The following is a 17,835-nucleotide window of genomic DNA, read 5'->3' on the forward strand; positions in this document are numbered from 1 at the left end:
GTGTGCGAGCTCGGCGAGAAGCTGAGGGAGGCGCGGGAGCGTCGGGGGCTTTCCCTGGGGGAGGCGGCGCGGCAGCTCGCCTTGAAGGCGGAGGTCCTCGAGGCCCTGGAGGAGTGCCGCTTTGAGCGGCTTCCCGAGCCGGCCCTGGCCCGGGGGTACCTCCGGCGCTACGCCCTCCTTCTGGGCCTGGACCCGGGGCCCCTCCTCGCCCTCTACCCGAGCGCGCCCTCCTTCCCGCCCCCCGCCCCGCCCCGCCCCCGCCGGGCCCTCTGGCCCTGGCTCCTGGGCCTCGCCCTCCTGGGCGGCCTCCTCTACGCGGGGCTCCTCCTCTGGCCCCGGGCCCCGGAGAAGGTGGTGGAGCTTCCTCCGCCGCCTCCGCCCGAGGCCCCGAGCCGCCATACCCTCCGGGTCCAGAGCGACCCCCCCGGGGCCCGGGTTTACTTGGACGGTTTCTATCTTGGACAGACGCCCCTGGAGACCCCGCCCCTGGAAGGGGGGGAGCGGGTCCTGCGCCTGGAACGCCCCGGGTACGCCCCCTTGGAGCGCAGGATCCTCCTGGACCGGGACCTGAGCCTAAGCCTCGCCCTTGCCCCCGAGAAGCCGCCTCCTGAGGAGGCCCCCGCGGACAAGCTCGTCCTGAGGGTGGAGGGGCGGAGTTGGCTCAGGGTCACCCGGGGCGGGGAGCGCCTCTACGAAGGGATCCCGGAGGTGGGATCGGAGCTCGCCTTTGACCTCCCCGTGGAGGTGCGCTCCGGCAACCCGGGGGCGGTGCGGGTCATCCTCGGGGGGAAGGACCTCGGGCCCATGGGGGAGCCCGGCATCCCCGTCACCCGGCGCTACCCCTGATATACTTAGGGTTTGTTGGGGCCGAGCCCCCGGGAGGCGTATGGCGAAGATCGGTTTTGTCAGCTTGGGCTGCCCCAAAGCCTTGGTGGACTCGGAGCAGATCCTTTCCCGGCTCAAGGCCCTGGGGTACGAGACGAGCCCCAGCTACGAGGAGGCGGAGCTCGTCATCGTCAACACCTGCGGCTTCATCAACGAGGCGGTGGAGGAGAGCCTCGAGGCCATCGGCGAGGCCCTCAAGGAGAACGGCAAGGTGGTGGTCACGGGCTGCCTGGGGGCGCGCCCCGAGAGGATCCGGGAGCGCCACCCTCAGGTGCTCGCCATCACGGGCCCGGGGGAGGTGGAAAGGGTTCTGGAGGCGGTGCAGGAGGTGCTCCCGGCCCCGCGGGACCCCTTCTTGGACCTCATCCCTCCCCAGGTCAAGCTCACCCCGAGGCACTACGCCTACGTGAAGCTTTCCGAGGGGTGCGACCACCGCTGTAGCTTCTGCATCATCCCTAAGCTTCGGGGGAGGCTCCGCTCCCGGGACGCCGCCGACGTGCTCGCCGAGGCGGCAAGGCTCGTGGCCACGGGGACGAAGGAGCTCCTCCTCGTGGCCCAGGACCTTTCGGCCTACGGGGTGGACCTGGGGCACCGGGAAAGCCTCTGGGGCGATCGGCCCGTGCGGGCGGAGCTTAAGGACCTCCTCGCCCACATGGCCGAGCTCGGGGCCTGGATCCGCCTCCACTACGTCTACCCCTACCCCCACGTCAAGGACCTCCTTCCCCTCATGGCCGAGGGGAAGGTCCTGCCCTACCTGGACGTTCCCCTCCAGCACGCCTCGGAGCGGATCCTCCGCCTCATGCGCCGCCCCGGGGGGTACGAAAGCCACCTCAGGACCCTCAAGGCCTGGCGGGAGGTGGTCCCCGAGCTCGCCCTCCGCTCCACCTTCATCGTGGGCTTTCCCGGGGAGACGGAGGAGGACTTCCAGATCCTCCTGGACTTCCTGGAGGAGGCGGAGCTGGACCGGGTGGGGGTCTTCGCCTACTCCCCGGTGGAGGGGGCGGAGGCGAACCGCCTCCCTAATCCCGTGCCCGAGGAGGTGAAGGAGGAAAGGAAGGCCAGGCTCTTGGAGCTTCAGGCCCGGGTGAGCCTCAGGAAGAACCGGCGCTTCGTGGGCAAGACCTTGGAGGTCCTGGTGGACGAGCTTCCCGAGCCCGGCCTTGCCATAGGCCGCACCTACCGCGACGCCCCCGGCATAGACGGGGTGGTCTACGTGGAGACGGACGGCACCGTGCGGGTGGGGGAGCGGATCCCCGTGCGCATCACCCGGGCGGACACCTACGACCTCCACGGGGTCCAGGCGTAGGATAGGGGCGGCCATGTACATCGTCATCGCCGGGGGCGGGGAGGTGGGCGGGGAGCTCGCCCGCGCCCTGGAGAAGAGCCACGACGTGGTGGTCATTGACCGCAACCCCCAGGCGCGGGAGCGCTTCGCCTCCTTAGACGTCAAGGTGGTGGTGGGGGGGGCCACGGACCCCGACACCCTGAGGGAAGCCGGGGTGGACCGGGCGGACCTCTTCGTCGCCAGCACCGACTCCGACGAGATCAACCTCCTGGCGAGCCTTCTGGCCAAGGGCCTCGGGGCCAAGGAGGCCTTTTGCTTCGTGGGCAAGGGAGGGTACGTGGAGGTCCTCACCGATCCCCGCACCGCCGAGATCCTCGGGACCCGCATTGACCGGGTCCTCTGGCCCCAGCGGGCCATGGCCCGGGAGATCGTGGAGGTCATCCTGGTCCCCTGGGCGGTGGACACCGAGGTGCTGGCCGGGGGAAGGCTCCGCTTCGTGGAGTACCGGGTGAAGGAGGGGGGGGAGTATGTCCACCGCCTCCTCTCCGGGGAGAGGTGGCCCGAAGGGGTCCTCCTCGCCGGGGTGGTGCGGGAGGGGACCTTCCTGAGCTTCGCCCACCCCGAGTTCCCCGAGCTCGTCTTGGAGCCTGGGGACAAGCTTCTCTTCGTGGCCACCCAGAAGGCCTTTTCCGAGCTCGCCGCCTACTTCACCGAGGGCCCTGGCGTCCGCCGGGTGATGGTCATCGGGGGCGGGAACGTGGGGTTTATGGTGGCCCAGGGGCTCCTTAAGCGCCGGGTGGAGGTGGTCATCGTGGAGCGGAGCCCCGAGCGGTGCCAGTGGCTTTCTGAAGAGCTCCCCGGGGCTTTGGTCATCCAGGGGGACGGGACGGACATTGAGCTTCTGGAGGCCGAAGGGATGGCGGAGGCGGACGCGGTGGTGGCGGTGACGGACCACGACGAGAAGAACCTTCTCGCCTCCCTCCTCGCCAAGCAGATGGGGGTGCGGAAGGTGATCACCCGGGTTTCCCGCTCCGAGACCCGGAGGCTCTTTGAGCAGGTGGGCATTGACCTCGCCCTCACCCCCAGGCAGGCGGCCGTGCGGCAGGTGCTGGACTGGATCGGGCCGGAGAACGTGGAGCACATCACCACCTTGGACGAGAGCATTGAGGTGCTGGAGGTCCTGGTCTCGGAGGGCGCGGCCCTCAAGGCCTTAAAGGACCTGGTCCGGCCCGACGCCGTCCCCGTGGCTCTGGAGCGGGACCACCGGATCTTCCTCTACGAGGAGGGGCTGGGGCTTCTCCCCGGGGACAGGCTCTACCTGGTGGCGGCCCGCGAGGTGGCCGATGAGGTCCTGGCTCCTTTCTTCCCGGAGTAAGGGGGCCCTGGAGGCCCTCCTCTACCTCCTCGGCCTCACCTTCCGGGGCTTCGCCTTCGTCCACCTGGGCTTCGCCGTCTTGGCCCTGGCCCTGGGGGAGGAGGCCTGGGGCTTCCTGGGGGCGGCGGCCTTGGGGTTTGCCCTGGGGTACCTCGGCACCCTCCGGGGCAGGCCCAGGGCCCAGCCCCAGCGGGCCGAGGTCTTCGCCGGGGTGGCCCTCCTTTGGCTTCTCGTCCCGGTGCTCGGGGCGGTGCCCTACTGGGTCTCGGGGGGGCTTGCCTTCCTGGACGCCCTCTTTGAGTCCATGTCGGGGTACACCACCACCGGGGCCACGGTCCTGCAGGACTTCTCCTTAAGCCGAAGCCTCTTCCTCTACCGGGGCTTCACCCAGTGGGTGGGGGGGATCGGGATCGTGGTGCTTTTCCTCGCGGTCTTTCCCAGGCTCCACGTGGCGGGGCGCCAGGCCTTCTTCGCCGAGAGCACCGGGGTGGAGAAGGAGCGCCTCACCCCGAGGATCCGCCAGACGGCCCAGGCGGTCCTCCTCCTCTACCTGGCCCTCACCGGGGCCGCCGCCTTGGGGTACGCCCTCGCCGGGGTGCCCCTCTTTGAGGCGGTGGCCAACGCCCTGGCCACCACCCCGGCCGGGGGGTTCAGCCCCAACCCCCAGAGCTTCGCCGGTTACCCGCCCCTCGCCCAGTGGCTCGGGGTGGCCTTCATGTTCCTCGCCGGGGTGAACTTCCTCCTGCAGTACCGCCTCTTCTTCCGCGGCGAGGTGGAGCCCCTTCTTCGCGACGCCGAGTTTCGCGCCTACGTCCTCGTGGTCCTGGCCGCGGGCCTTGTGCTTTCCGGCTACCTCTACACCCACCACACCTACGGCCTCGAGGCCAGCCTCCGCCACGCCTTCTTCCAAGTGGTCTCCATCCTCACCACCACGGGCTTCGCCAGTGTGGATTTTGCAGGGTGGGTGGTCCCGGCCCAGGCCATCCTGGTCCTCCTCATGTTCGTGGGGGGAAGCGCGGGCTCGGGGGCAGGGGGGATCAAGGTGGTGCGCTGGCTCGTCCTCTTCGGCTTCCTCCGCCGGGAGATCACCCGCACCCTCCACCCCCAGGCGGTCCTCCCCTTGCGCCTGGGAGGGCGGGTGCTCTCGGAGGAGGTCCTGCGGCAGGTTTCCGTCTTCATCTTCCTCTACACCCTCCTCTTCGCCCTGGGGGCCGTGGCCCTGGCCTTTTTGGAAAAGGACTTCGTCGTGGCCTTCACCGCCAGCGCCCAGGCCATCGGCAACATCGGCCCAGGCCTCGGCGAGGTGGGGCCCATGGGCTCCTACGCTGGGCTCCATCCCCTCTCCAAGGCGGTCCTCATCCTCCTGATGTGGGCGGGGCGGATTGAGATCCTGCCCGTGGCCCTCCTCCTGACCCCGGAGCTTTGGCGCAGGCTCCGCTGAGTATAATCCGGAGCATGAACGTCCTCGGACGGATCACCGCCATGCCCGACCTCCCCGGGCCCCTGGAGGGGCTTAAGGAGATCGCCTACAACCTCTGGTGGAGCTGGAACCCGGAGGCGGCCGAGCTCTTCCAGGAACTGGACCCCTCCCTTTGGAAGCGGTTCCGCGGGAACCCGGTGAAGCTCCTTCTGGAGCTGGACCCCGCCCGCCTCGAGGCCCTGAGCGCCTCGGGCTACGCCGCCCGGGTCCAGGCCACCCGGGCAGCGCTTAGGGCCTACCTCGAGGCCCGCAGGACGAAGCGGGGCCCCCTGGTGGCCTACTTCTCGGCGGAGTACGGCTTCCACAGCTCCCTGCCCATCTACGCCGGGGGGCTTGGGGTCCTCGCCGGGGACCACGTCAAGGCGGCGAGCGACCTCGGCCTCAACCTCGTGGGGGTGGGGCTCTTCTACCACGAGGGGTATTTCCACCAGCGCCTCTCCCCGGAAGGGGAGCAGGTGGAGGTCTACGAGCCCCTCCGCCCCGAGGAGCTTCCCCTCGTCCCGGTCCAGGACGCCGAGGGGAGGCCCGTGCGGGTGGCCGTGGAGTTCCCGGGCCGCCTGGTCCACGTGGGGGGGTACCGGGTGCAGGTGGGGGCGGTGCCCGTCTACCTGCTCACCACCGACCTCCCGGAGAACGCCCCCGAGGACCGGCAGATCACGGCCCGGCTCTACGCCGCGGGCCTCGAGGCCCGCATCCAGCAGGAGCTCGTCCTGGGCCTCGGGGGGGTGCGGTTCCTCAAGGCCTTGGGCCTCGCCCCCGCCTTCTTCCACATGAACGAGGGGCACTCGGCCTTCCTGGGCCTTGAGCGCCTCCGGGAGCTTGTGGCCGAGGGGTATTCCTTCCGGGAGGCCCTGGAGCTTGCCCGGGCCTCGGCCCTCTTCACCACCCACACCCCCGTGCCCGCCGGGCACGACGTCTTCCCCCTGGACCTCGTGGACCGCTACCTGGGGGGGTTTTGGGAGAAGCTCGGGGTGGACCGGGACACCTTCATCGGGCTCGGCCTGGAGGAGAAGCCCTGGGGGCCCGTCTTCTCCATGTCCAACCTCGCCCTGCGCACGGCGGCCCAGGCCAACGGGGTCTCCCGCCTCCACGGGGAGGTTTCCCGGAACATGTTCCGCCACCTCTGGCCGGGCCTCCTGGCGGAGGAGGTGCCCATCGGCCACGTCACCAACGGGGTGCACACCTGGACCTTCCTCCACCCGAGGCTTCGCCGCCACTACGCCGAGGTCTTCGGGCCCGAGTGGGTGGAGCGTCCCGAGGACCCAAAGACCTGGCGGGTGGAGGGGCTCGGGGAGGCCTTTTGGCGCATCCGGCAGGACCTGAAGCTCTTCTTGGTGCGGGAGGTGCGCCAGCGCCTCTACGAGCAGCGCCGCCGCAACGGGGAGGGGCCCGCCCGCTTGCGGGAGGCGGAGAAGGCCCTGGACCCCGAGGCCCTCACCATCGGGTTCGCCCGCCGCTTCGCCACCTACAAGCGGGCGGTCCTCCTCTTCAAGGACCCCGAGCGGCTTTTGCGCATCCTCAAGGGGCCCTACCCCGTGCAGTTCGTCTTCGCCGGGAAGGCCCACCCCAAGGACGAGGCGGGGAAGGCCTACCTCAAGGAGCTTGTGAGCAAGATCCGGGAGTACGGCCTGGAGGACCGGATGGTGGTCCTCGAGGACTACGACATGTACCTGGCCCGGGTGCTCACCCACGGGTCCGACGTCTGGCTCAACACCCCGAGGCGGCCCATGGAGGCCTCGGGCACGAGCGGCATGAAGGCCGCCCTCAACGGGGCCCTCAACCTGAGCGTCTTGGACGGCTGGTGGGCCGAGGCCTACAACGGCAAAAACGGCTTCGCCATCGGAGACGAGCGCGTCTACGAGAGCGAGGAGGCCCAGGACGTGGCCGACGCCCAGGCCCTCTACGACCTCCTGGAGTCCGAGGTCATTCCCCTCTTCTACGCCAAGGGCCTGGAGGGGTACTCCTCGGGTTGGATGTCCATGGTCCACGAGAGCCTCCGCACCGTGGGGCCCTATTTCAGCGCGGGGCGGATGGTTCGGGACTACCTCGCCCTCTACGAGCGGGGCGCCCTTTGGGAGAGGGAGGCCCGGGCCCGCCTCGAGGCCCTAAGGGCCTTCGCCGAGGCCCTCCCCGCCTTCCACACCCTAGGGGTCAGGCCCGAGGTTCCCGGGGACCTCACCCTGAACGGGGGGCGGCTGGAGGTGGGGGCGGTCCTCGAGGGGGAGGTGCCGGAGGGCCTCCGCCCCCACCTCCGGGTCCAGCTCGTGGTGCGCCGCTTGGGGGGCGGCCTGGAGGTGGTGGACCTGGAGGAGGTGGCCCCGGGGCGGTACCGCACCGCCTTCCGTCCTGCGAGGCCCGGGAGCTACACCTACGGCCTTCGCCTTGCCCTCCTCCACCCCGTGACGGGCCGGGTGGAGTGGGTGCGCTGGGCCTAGGGGCTTGTATAATCTTCCGGGGTTCTTTAGGAGGTGAGGCATGCGTAAAGGATGGGTACTTCTTTTGGTCCTGGCCTTGGGCGCGGCCTTTGCCCAGGTGCGGAGCTTTGAGGAGATCAGGCGCTCCGGCGAGATCCGCATCGGCACCGAGGGGGCCTTCCCCCCCTTCAACTACTTTGACGAGCGGAACCAGCTCACCGGGTTTGAGGTGGACCTGGGCAACGCCATCGCCGGGCGGCTCGGCCTGAAGCCGCGCTGGATCGCCCAGTCCTTTGACACCCTGCTCATCCAGCTTAACCAGGGGCGGTTTGACTTCGTCATCGCCTCCCACGGCATCACCGAGGAGCGGGCCAAGGCGGTGGACTTCACCAACCCCCACTACTGCACCGGCGGGGTCATCGTGAGCCGGAAGGGGGGGGCGAGGGCGGCCAAGGACCTCCAGGGCAAGGTGGTGGGGGTCCAGGTGGGCACCACCTACATGGAGGCCGCCCAGAAGATCCCGGGCATCAAGGAGGTGCGCACCTACCAGCGGGATCCCGACGCCCTCCAGGACCTCCTCGCGGGCCGCATAGACGCCTGGATCACCGACCGCTTCGTGGCCAAGGAGGCCATCAAGGAAAGGAAGCTGGAGAACACCCTCCAGGTGGGCGAGCTCGTCTTCCAGGAGCGGGTGGCCATGGCCGTGGCCAAGGGGAACAAGAGCCTCCTGGACGCCTTGAACCGGGCTTTGGCCGAGCTGATGCAGAACGGCACCTACGCCCGCATCAGCCAGAAGTGGTTCGGGGAGGACGTCCGCTGCAGATAACCCTGCCGCGCCCGGACGCCCAAAGGCCCTAAAGGCCCCAGGCCGTCCGGGCCCCTTTTCGTCCCATGCGGTACCTCCGCTTTTTCGCCCTCTTCCTTCTCCTCGTCCTCGGGTATTTCGCCCTCTTCCACGCCCTCTCCTGGGCTTTGGAGCGCTACTTCCTCCTCACGGGCTTCGGCCCCGAGCGGGCGGCCTCCGCCGGGCGGATCATGGCCCAGGGGGCCGAGGTGACCCTGAAGCTCACCCTCCTCTCGGGGGCGGCGGGGCTCGTCATCGGCGTCTTCGCCGGGATGGCGCGGCTTTCCCCCCGGGCCTGGGTGCGCCTGCCCGCCGCCTTCTACATCTGGGTCATCCGGGGAACGCCCCTTCTCGTCCAGATCCTCTTCGCTTACAACGCCCTTCCCCTCCTCCTCCAGCCCCTCTGGCCGGGGGCGCAGCAGGCCCTCACCCCCTACTGGGCGGCCTTCATCGCCCTCGCCTTCAACGTGGGGGCCTACAACGCCGAGGTGGTCCGCGCCGGCATCCAGGCGATCCCCAAGGGGCAGTGGGAGGCCGCTTGGTCCTTGGGGCTTTCCGCCGCGGACACCATGCGCTTCATTATCCTGCCCCAGGCCCTGAGGATCGTGGTGCCCCCCTTGGTCAACAACGTGGTGGCCCTCCTCAAGGACTCCTCCCTGGCGAGCGTCATCACCCTCTTGGAGCTCGCCCTTTCCGGCCAGCGCATCATCTCCGCCACCTTCCGCCCCGTGGAGGTCTACTTGGCGGTGGCCGCGGTTTACCTCCTCCTCACCACCCTCCTCACCTTCTTCACCAACCTCCTGGAGCGGCGCCTCGCCCTGCCCAGCCGCTAAGTGCCCCGCCTGCGGCGAAATCCACGTGCGGACACTTAGTAAACTGGGCTTAGCATGGACCTGCCCAAGGCCTACGATCCCAAGTCCGTGGAGCCCAAGTGGGCGGAGAAGTGGGCGAAGAACCCCTTCGTGGCGAACCCCAAAAGCGGCAAGCCCCCCTTCGTCATCTTCATGCCGCCCCCGAACGTCACCGGCTCCCTCCACATGGGCCACGCCCTGGACAACAGCCTCCAGGACGCCCTCATCCGCTACAAGCGCATGCGGGGGTTTGAGGCGGTGTGGCTTCCCGGCACCGACCACGCCGGCATCGCCACCCAGGTGGTGGTGGAGCGCCTCCTCCTCAAGGAGGGGAAGACCCGGCACGACCTGGGGCGGGAGAAGTTCTTGGAAAGGGTCTGGCAGTGGAAGGAGGCGTCCGGGGGGACGATCCTCAAGCAGCTCAAGCGCCTCGGGGCGAGCGCCGACTGGAGCCGGGAGGCCTTCACCATGGACGAGAAGCGCTCCCGCGCGGTGCGCTACGCCTTCAGCCGCTACTACCACGAGGGCCTCGCCTACCGGGCCCCGAGGCTCGTGAACTGGTGCCCCCGGTGCGAGACCACCCTCTCGGACCTCGAGGTGGAGACCGAGCCCACCCCCGGCAAGCTCTACACCCTGCGCTACGAGGTGGAGGGGGGAGGCTCCATAGAGATCGCCACCGTCCGCCCCGAGACGGTCTTCGCCGACCAGGCCATCGCCGTCCACCCCGAGGACGAGCGCTACCGGCACCTCATCGGCAAAAGGGCCCGGATCCCCCTCACGGGGATCTGGATCCCTATTCTCGCCGACCCCGCCGTGGAGAAGGACTTCGGCACCGGGGCCCTCAAGGTCACCCCGGCCCACGACCCCCTGGACTACGAGATCGGGGAGCGCCACGGCCTAAAGCCCGTTTCCGTCATCAACCTCGAGGGGAGGATGGAGGGGGAGAGGGTCCCCGAGGCCCTAAGGGGCCTGGACCGCTTTGAGGCCCGGAAGCGGGCGGTGGAGCTTTTCCGGGAGGCGGGGCACCTGGTGAAGGAGGAGGACTACACCATTGCCCTCGCCACCTGCTCCCGCTGCGGCACCCCCATTGAGTACGCTATTTTCCCCCAGTGGTGGCTCAGGATGAAGCCCCTCGCGGAGGAGGTCCTAAGGGGCCTAAGGCGGGGGGACATCGCCTTCGTCCCCGAGCGCTGGAAGAAGGTGAACATGGACTGGCTGGAGGGGGTCAAGGACTGGAACATCTCCCGGCAGCTTTGGTGGGGGCACCAGATCCCCGCCTGGTACTGCGAGGACTGCCAGGCGGTGAACGTGCCCCGCCCCGAGCGGTACCTGGAGGACCCCACCTCCTGCGAGGCCTGCGGGAGCCCCCGCTTAAAACGGGACGAGGACGTCTTTGACACCTGGTTCTCCTCGGCCCTTTGGCCCCTTTCCACCCTGGGCTGGCCCGAGGAGACGGAGGACCTCAAGGCCTTCTACCCCGGGGACGTGCTGGTCACGGGGTACGACATCCTCTTCCTGTGGGTGTCCCGCATGGAGGTCTCGGGCTACCACTTCATGGGGGAGAGGCCCTTTAAGACCGTCCTCCTCCACGGCCTCGTGCTGGACGAAAAGGGCCAGAAGATGTCCAAGTCCAAGGGGAACGTCATAGACCCCTTGGAGATGGTGGAGCGCTACGGGGCGGACGCCCTTCGCTTCGCCCTCATCTACCTCGCCACGGGGGGGCAGGACATCAGGCTGGACCTCCGCTGGCTGGAGATGGCCCGCAACTTCGCCAACAAGCTCTACAACGCCGCCCGCTTCGTCCTCCTCTCCCGGGAAGGCTTCCAGGCCAAGGAGGACACCCCAACCCTGGCGGACCGCTTCATGCGAAGCCGCCTAAGCCGGGGCGTGGAGGAGATCACCGCCCTCTACGAGGCCCTGGACCTGGCCCAGGCGGCCCGGGAGGTTTATGAGCTCGTCTGGAGCGAGTTCTGCGACTGGTACCTGGAGGCGGCCAAGCCCGCCCTCAAGGCGGGGAACGCCCACACCCTGAGGACCCTTGAGGAGGCCCTCGCCGTCCTCCTCAAGCTCCTCCACCCCATGATGCCTTTCCTCACCAGCGAGCTCTACCAGGCCCTCACCGGCAAGGAGGAACTCGCCCTCGAGGCCTGGCCCGAGCCCGGGGAAAAGGACGAGGAGGCCGAGAGGGCCTTTGAGGCCCTGAGGCAGGCGGTGACGGCGGTGAGGGCCCTGAAGGCCGAGGCCGGGCTTCCCCCGGGCCAGGAGGTGCGGGTCTACCTCGAGGGGGAGACCGCCCCCGTGCGGGAGAACCTGGAGGTCTTCCGCTTCTTGAGCCGGGCCGACCTCCTCCCCGAAAGGCCGGCGAAGGCCCTGGTCAAGGCCATGCCCCGGGTGACGGCCCGCATGCCCTTGGAGGGACTTCTGGACCTGGAGGAGTGGCGGCGCCGCCAGGAGAAGCGCCTAAAGGAGCTCCTCGCCCTCGCGGAGAAGAGCCAAAAGAAGCTTTCCACCCCGGGCTTCAGGGAAAAGGCCCCCAAGGAGGTGGTGGAGGCGGAGGAGGCGCGGCTTAGGGAGAACCTGGCGCAGGCCGAGAGGATCCGGGAGGCCCTCAGCCAAATAGGGTGAGCCGGGGGTCCGAGGCCTCCCCGGGGGCCTCCACCACCCCCTCGGCGAGCCTCAGGTTCACGGTGAGGAAGGGAAACCGCTCCAGGGGGTCTAGGTCCACGAGGGGCCTGTCCGGGGCGAGGAGGTAAGAGGCTGTCGTAAAAGCCCGCCATCAAACCTCATGCGGCCCTAGCCAGCCGCTTCACCAACAAGCGTAGCATGCCCAGATACACCCAGGCCTCGCTCACCCGAGGATTTTGCACAAGGTAGCCTGACGGCTGACCGTAGTCCTTGGACAACCGCCGGTTCCGCCCAAGCCAAGCGAAGGTCCGCTCCACCACCCACCGCTTGGGCAAGGGCTTGAACCCCCTCTCCCGCGGAAGCTCCGGCGCCTCTTCCCCCTCCCGCACCCAGACCCCTCGCACCCCCGCGTAGGGACGGGCCACCACCTCAAGCTCCAGCCCCAGGGAAGAAGCGAGCCCCTTGAGGCCCCGGTACCCCCAGTCCACAAACAGCTTCCGCACCCGGGGCCAGGAGGAAAAGTCCATCCCAAGAGCACCTCGGCACCTTGGCGGCCGCCGGGCTTGGGGGCGGGGATGAGGGGCTCCAGGAGGGCCCATCCCTCGTCCGTCAAACCGCTGGGGTGTGCCCTACGAAGAGCCACCCTTCGGGCATAACACGCTTTTACGACAGCCTCTTAATGGCCTCCTTAGCGGAGGGTTTTGCAGCTTGCTCGCTTTGCCTGTCCCTTTCCCCTTGGCCCCGCCTTAGAGCCCCTGGAGGAAGCGGAGGAGGGCCTCCCGGTCCTCCTTGGGCAGGCCCATGAAGCGCCGCTTGGCTTCCTCGGCCTCCCCGCCGTGCCAGAGGATGGCCTCCTCAAGGCTTTGCGCCCGCCCGTCGTGGAGGTAGACTTCCTCCCCCAGGACCTTGCGGGTGAGGCCGATCCCCCAAAGGGGCGGGGTACGCCATTCCGCGGGGGAGGCCGCGCCTTCCACTACCCCGTCGGCGAGGGCCTCCCCCATGTCGTGGAGGAGGAGGTCGGTGTAGGCGGGAAGCCCCCCAAGGTGCTCCCGGTGGCAGCTTGCACATCCCACCTCCCGGAAGAGCCTTTTCCCCCGCAGGTCCTCGGGGAGGTGCCGGGGGGCGGGCACCGCCAGGTGCGCCACGTAAAAGACCACCCGTTCCAGCTCCTCCACGCTCACCTCGGCCCGCCCCTCCTCCGGGAAGAGGGGCGTGGAAAGCCCCATATCCTCCCGATAAGCCAGGGCGCTCTGCTCCAAGAGGCTTGCCGCGCTCGCCTTCCAGCCGAAGCGGCCAAGCCCCCCTTCTAAGCGGGCCACCCTTCCCGAGATCCCATCCCCGTCTTGGTCCTGAGGGTCTTCTAGGGCCAGGATGATTGTCTCGGGAACCTTTTCCAAAAGTCCGGCCCCGAAGACGGGTGGGGCGATGCGGAGGCTGTAAGCCCCGGGCACGGGTTTCCCCTCGGGGTCCAGGACCCTCAAGCGGGGGCGCCTTAGGCGGTAGGGCGTACCGTCGGGATAGCGGCCTTCTACCTCCTCCCAGTGGAGCTCCAACCGGCCCTCCGGGGTGTAGCCGGGAAGGGCATGGTCCTGGAGCTGAAGGCCGAAGAGGGGATGGGGGGATTGCCCGTCCAGGGCCCGGGTGCGCACCAAAGCCTCGCTTCTTTCCGCGAAAAGGGGCCTTCCCCGCCCGTCCCCCACGTGGCAGCCCGCGCAGGACTGGTGAACGAAGCGGGGCCCGAGCCCGTCCTCCCGCACAAAGACCCGGTGGAAGGCCTGATCACCGAGGCGGAAGGTTTCCAAGGCCTCCTCGGGGAGGCCGGGCAGGGGATGCCCGAAGGCGCGGGAGGAGGAATCCTGAACCAGGTACCGGGCGGGAAGCCAGGCGAGGAGAAGGGGAAGAAACCCGAGAAGAAGGCGGCGCATACCCATCGTCCATGGGAGGGAAGCGCCCGGGGCCCTTAGGCCCCGGGCACCGGTTAGCGGAGGAGGTCCTCCAAGGCCTTGACCAGAGGCTCCACCTCTTCCTTGGGCGCCGCGGTGCGCACCTTGGCCTCGAGGGCCTCCACGAGCTTCAAGGCCTCCTCCTCCCGGGGCGTCCCGGCGAGGGCGGCCTTGAGCCCCTCCAGGGCCTCGAGGCCCTCGTCCACCTCCCCCTCGCCGAGGTACTCCTCGCGGAAGGCGCGAAGCCAAAGGAGGACGCGCCTCTCCGCCCCACCTACAGGTGCCTTCTCCAATGCGGCGTAGAGGTCCCGAGCCCGGGCGAGGGCCAAGGCCACCTTGGGGTCGTCCCACGCCTCCTCCAGGGGGCTCGGCAGGGCAGCCACGGCCTGCTCCAGGTCCAGGGCCAGGGCCCAGGCGGGCCCGGGCAAGGGCAGGAGGGCGAGGGCCTTGGCGAGCCCCCGGGCGTTCGCCCGGTAGTCCTCAGCGGAAGCTTTGGCGTAGGGGCTTTCCGGACGCTTGAGCTTTTCGGAGAAGAGCTCCTCGGCGAGCTCCAGGCTTGCGGCGTAGAGCTCTTCCTTGAGCTCCTCCTCCGGGGTCTTCTCCAGGTAGTCCAGATAGGCCCGGCGCAGGGCCGCGGCCTTCTCCGCCAGGTCCCGGGCGAGGCGGGCAAAGTGGCGGGCCGCTTCTGGGGCGCGGGCGGGCTCCTGGAAGAGGAGGTACTCCAGGGCGTGGAAGCCTCGGACCTCCGGGGGAAGGTCCGCCACCGGGCTTCCCAAAGTCCGCTTCAGGTCCTCGGGGCTTATGGGCCAGGTGTCTATGTAGGGGTCAAACTCCCCCACGGGGCCGAAGGCGAAGGCCTCGAGCTCCTCCCACGGCACCCGCGCTGCGAGCCAGAGGAGCCTTAGGCGGTTCAGCCCCTCGGTGGTGGGTCCGCCCGCGTAGGCCTCCGCCGCCTCCGCGAGCACCTCCGTTCCCCCGGCAAGCCCCAGGAGAAGGGGCTCCACCGTTTGGCGGAGGTCTCCCTTGAAGCCTTGGGCCAGGGCCACGCCGAACAACACCAAACCGATGCCGATCCGTCTCATCGCTTACCTCCTAGAGCGCGCCATACCTCCTCCACCAGGACTCGGGCGGAGTGGGGCCCGCCGTAGGTCCAGGTGGTGGAGGCCAAGGGAAGGATCTGGGCCTGGGAGAGCCGGAGCAAGGGGCCCACCGCCGGGTCTTTGAAGGGGTTATTCTCGGGCTGAGCGATGAGGAAGACGAGGACCCCGGGGTTTTCCCGCACAAGCCGCACGAGCCCCTCGGGGCCTACGCGGGAGAGGCCGTAGGCCTCGGCCTTCCCTTTCCAGGCGTTCTTGAGACCGATGCGTTCTAGGAGTTCTGAGGCTAAGGTGGCCCGAGTGAAGACGTTGTAGACCTTCTCCCGGGCCCAGGCCTGGACCAGGAGGAAAGGCCTTCCCGCAAGGCCGTGATCCTGCAGGCTTTGGCCGATTTGGGCGAGGAAGCGCTTGAGATCCTCGAGTACCTTCTGGCCTTCCCTTTCCTTGCCCACAAGACGGGCGTGGAGGAGGAAGTGCCGCTCCATGGCGGCAAGCTGCCCCTCCGGAGGCAGGTAGTCGTAAAGGGCGGTGGGGGCAATGCGGGAAAGCTCAGGGTAGAGTCTTCCCTGAAAGCCCGTATAGCCCAAGATTAGGTCTGGCTTTAGGGCGGCCAGGCGTTCCAGGTTGGGGGCAGTGCGGCCCCCTAGGTTTTGGATGTCCGGGGGGAGGCTTAACCGCACCCACCGGGGGAAGTCCTCGAGGTCCGCCCCGGCGATGGGCTTCACCTCGAGGAGAAGGAGGTCCTCGAGGGGGCGCCAGTCCAAGGCCACCACCCGCTTGGGCGGGGCCGAGAGGCAAACCTCTCCCAGGTCATGGGCCACCCGCCCCGCAGGGCAAGCGGCCTGGGCCAAAGCCAAAGAAGTGACCCATCCAACCAGCCAAAGAGTCCTCTGCATCGCTCTCTCCTTTAGTTCAGGTGACGGAGCGGGACTAGGGGTTCTTCCTTCTTCGGGGGAAGCCCTTGACGTAGGAGCCGGAGGAGCTCCCATCCTTCCCCTTGCCGGAATCTAAGGCCCACCGAACCGAGCCAAACCACTCCCTCGTCGCCTCCGCGGGTGAGGAGGTCCTGCAGTACCTGGGCCAGGAAGATGAGCCCCTCCGACGTGAGACGGAAGGTGGCCGCATCCCAGTGGAGGTGGTAGGTACCCCCGTTGCAGGAGCAACGAGCCAGGTAGCGGTCCTCGGAGAGCCGGGCCACCACCTCGGCGTGCTCAGGCTCCACGGAACACCTCCCGGGGAAGGGGCACCCAGAAAGTGGGCCCCCCGGGCTGCCCCAGCACTTCGAAGGGGACCTCGTACACCTCCTCCAGGAGGTCAGAGCGCAGGACGTCCTGGGGAGGGCCGTAGGCCACGGCCCTCCCCCCCTTTAGGAGGAGCACGCGGTCGGCGAAAAGCCCAGCCAGATTGAGATCGTGGAGGACGGCCACTACCCCCCTTCCCTCGTAGGCCAGGGCCCGGAACAGGACCAGAATCTCCAGGACATACCGAGGGTCCAGGTGGTTGGTGGGCTCGTCCAGGAGGAAGAGCCGGGGCTCCTGGGCCAGGAGCCGGGCCACCTCTACCCGCATGGCCTCCCCCCCGGAGAGGCTGGGGAAGAGGCGCTCCCTGAGGGGGAGGGCCTGGGCGCGCCCCAAAGCCTCCAGGGCTTTGCCGTGGTCCTCCGGGCCCTCCCGCTGCCCCCGGAGGTGGGGAAGCCTTCCCAGGAGGGCGACCTCGTAGACGGTGAAGGGGAAGGCCATGCCCTCCCGGTTCTGGGAGAGGACGGCCCGGAGGCGGGCCAGGTCCTGTGGGGCGTAGGCGGACAGGGGCTTGCCCAGCAACAAGACCCCCCCCTCCGTGGGCCGAAGCTCACCGGAGAGGAGCCTTAGGAGGGTGGTCTTCCCGCTTCCGTTGGGCCCTAGGATCGCCAGGAACTCTTCTTCCCGCACGGTAAGGTCCACGCCCCTAAGGAGCCAGCGTTCTCCCACGCGGTAGCCAAGGTTCTTGGCCCTAAGCACGGTACACCTCCCGCTTGTGGCGCAGGACCAGGTAGAGGAAGAAGGGCCCCCCAAGGAGGGCGGTGACCACCCCCACGGGGAGCTCCGCTGGGGCCACCAGGGTGCGGGAGAGGAGGTCCGCCAGCACCGCCAGGCTTGCCCCCAGGAGGAAGGACCCGGGGAGGAGCCAGCGGTGGTCGGGCCCTGCCAGGAGGCGGAAGAGGTGGGGGGCCACGAGGCCCAAGAACCCCACCCCTCCGGCCAGGGCCACGGCCACGCCCACACCCAGGGCCGCCCCCGCCACCGCCCGGCGCTTCAGGCCCTCCAGGCCCACCCCCAGGTGGAAGGCCTCCCGCTCCCCCAGGGCCAGGGCGTTGAGGGGCCGGGCCAGGGGGAAGAGGAGGAGAAGGGCGAGGAGGGAAAGAGGGAGGCCCGCCAGGAGAAGCCGCCAGGTGAGGGCGGAGAACCCGCCCAGGGTCCAGAAGGTGAGGCTGCGGAGCTCCTCTTCCGTGGCCAGAAAGGTGAGGAGCCCGATCCCCGCCCCCACCAGGGCGTTGAGGGCGATGCCCGAGAGGAGGAGGATGGTCACTTGGGTCCCCAAGGGGCTTTGGGCCAGGCGCCAGAGGAGGGAGGTGGCGAGAAGCCCCCCCAGGAAGGCGAAGAGGGGGAGGGCGTAGACCTCCAGGGGCCCCGCCCCGGGCACCAGCACGATGAAGAGGGCCGCCCCCAGGGCCGCCCCCGAGGAGACCCCGATGAGGCCCGGGTCCACCAGGGGGTTGCGGAAGAGCCCCTGGAGGACGGCCCCTGCCAGGGCCAGGAGCCCACCCACCAGGGCCGCCCCCAGGACCCGGGGCAGGCGGAGGGCGGTGAGCACCTGGTACTCCACCCCCTCCCCCCGGAGGAGGATCCCCGGTATGGCCGCGGGCGGGATGGGGTAGGCCCCTAGGGCCGCCCCCAGGAGGAGGGCGAGGGCAAGGAGCAGGAGGAGCCCCAGGAGGGCCAGGCGGTAGCGGGTGAAGCCGGGGAGGAGGCCTACCATCCCGCCTCCCGGAAGGCGGCC

Annotated in this window: 14 protein-coding genes; 8 read left to right on the plus strand and 6 right to left on the minus strand. The window is 69.2% G+C overall.

Translation table 11 applies throughout. From position 1 onward, the window contains the following. The 8 genes from TthTMY_RS03995 (at nt 1) to TthTMY_RS04030 (ending at nt 11,759) form a co-directional block, all read left to right on the plus strand. Nucleotides 1-846 (plus strand): RodZ domain-containing protein, encoded by an 846-nt coding sequence (locus TthTMY_RS03995; protein ID WP_096412706.1) that lies wholly within the window; start codon nt 1-3, stop codon nt 844-846. Nucleotides 847-886: 40 nt separating this feature from the next. After that, nucleotides 887-2,191, plus strand: a complete 1,305-nt coding sequence (rimO, locus tag TthTMY_RS04000) for a 30S ribosomal protein S12 methylthiotransferase RimO (RefSeq protein WP_096412710.1) — start codon at nt 887-889, stop codon at nt 2,189-2,191. A 13-nt stretch (nt 2,192-2,204) separates the two neighbouring features. Then, nucleotides 2,205-3,545: a Trk system potassium transporter TrkA gene (trkA, locus tag TthTMY_RS04005; RefSeq protein WP_096412714.1), complete on the plus strand. Its 1,341-nt coding sequence runs from the start codon at nt 2,205-2,207 to the stop codon at nt 3,543-3,545. Beyond that, nucleotides 3,514-4,986 carry a TrkH family potassium uptake protein gene (locus tag TthTMY_RS04010; RefSeq protein WP_223903435.1) on the plus strand — a complete coding sequence of 491 codons (1,473 nt, stop codon included), beginning with the start codon at nt 3,514-3,516 and terminating at the stop codon, nt 4,984-4,986. Before trkA ends, TthTMY_RS04010 begins: the two co-directional genes overlap by 32 nt. Before the next feature lie 14 nt (nt 4,987-5,000). Then, the gene (gene glgP, locus TthTMY_RS04015) at nt 5,001-7,460 is read left to right on the plus strand and encodes an alpha-glucan family phosphorylase (RefSeq protein ID WP_096412718.1); all 2,460 of its coding nucleotides are present in this window, start codon (nt 5,001-5,003) and stop codon (nt 7,458-7,460) included. 40 nt (nt 7,461-7,500) lie between these two features. Further along, nucleotides 7,501-8,265, plus strand: a complete 765-nt coding sequence (locus TthTMY_RS04020) for an ABC transporter substrate-binding protein (RefSeq protein ID WP_096412721.1) — start codon at nt 7,501-7,503, stop codon at nt 8,263-8,265. Nucleotides 8,266-8,330: 65 nt separating this feature from the next. Next, on the plus strand, nt 8,331-9,116 hold the full coding sequence (locus TthTMY_RS04025; RefSeq protein WP_096412723.1) for an amino acid ABC transporter permease: 786 nt from the start codon (nt 8,331-8,333) through the stop codon (nt 9,114-9,116). Nucleotides 9,117-9,170: 54 nt separating this feature from the next. Next, the gene (locus tag TthTMY_RS04030; protein ID WP_096412726.1) at nt 9,171-11,759 is read left to right on the plus strand and encodes a valine--tRNA ligase; all 2,589 of its coding nucleotides are present in this window, start codon (nt 9,171-9,173) and stop codon (nt 11,757-11,759) included. A 158-nt stretch (nt 11,760-11,917) separates the two neighbouring features. On the opposite strand, the gene TthTMY_RS11930 is transcribed toward TthTMY_RS04030, so the two are convergent. The 6 genes from TthTMY_RS11930 to TthTMY_RS04060 form a co-directional block, all read right to left on the minus strand. Beyond that, nucleotides 11,918-12,262 carry a transposase gene (locus TthTMY_RS11930; protein ID WP_157745827.1) on the minus strand — a complete coding sequence of 115 codons (345 nt, stop codon included), beginning with the start codon at nt 12,260-12,262 and terminating at the stop codon, nt 11,918-11,920. Nucleotides 12,263-12,505: 243 nt separating this feature from the next. Further along, entirely contained in the window at nt 12,506-13,684 is a 1,179-nt protein-coding gene (locus tag TthTMY_RS04040; RefSeq protein WP_223903436.1) for a di-heme oxidoredictase family protein, read from the minus strand. A gap of 53 nt (nt 13,685-13,737) precedes the next feature. Then, nucleotides 13,738-14,784, minus strand: coding sequence for an imelysin family protein (locus TthTMY_RS04045; RefSeq protein ID WP_096412736.1), 1,047 nt, complete (start codon nt 14,782-14,784; stop codon nt 13,738-13,740). Further along, nucleotides 14,781-15,620 (minus strand): iron-siderophore ABC transporter substrate-binding protein, encoded by an 840-nt coding sequence (locus TthTMY_RS04050; protein ID WP_223903437.1) that lies wholly within the window; start codon nt 15,618-15,620, stop codon nt 14,781-14,783. Before TthTMY_RS04050 ends, TthTMY_RS04045 begins: the two co-directional genes overlap by 4 nt. A gap of 390 nt (nt 15,621-16,010) precedes the next feature. Then, nucleotides 16,011-16,796 carry an ABC transporter ATP-binding protein gene (locus TthTMY_RS04055; protein ID WP_223903438.1) on the minus strand — a complete coding sequence of 262 codons (786 nt, stop codon included), beginning with the start codon at nt 16,794-16,796 and terminating at the stop codon, nt 16,011-16,013. Beyond that, a complete protein-coding gene (locus tag TthTMY_RS04060; RefSeq protein WP_096412743.1) occupies nt 16,789-17,814 on the minus strand; it encodes a FecCD family ABC transporter permease in 1,026 nt (341 codons plus the stop codon). The genes TthTMY_RS04055 and TthTMY_RS04060 overlap by 8 nt, the downstream gene beginning before the upstream one ends. Nucleotides 17,815-17,835 lie beyond the last annotated feature (21 nt).

The sequence above is a fragment of the Thermus thermophilus genome, assembly GCF_019974155.1.
Taxonomy (GTDB): Bacteria; Deinococcota; Deinococci; order Deinococcales; family Thermaceae; genus Thermus; species Thermus thermophilus_C.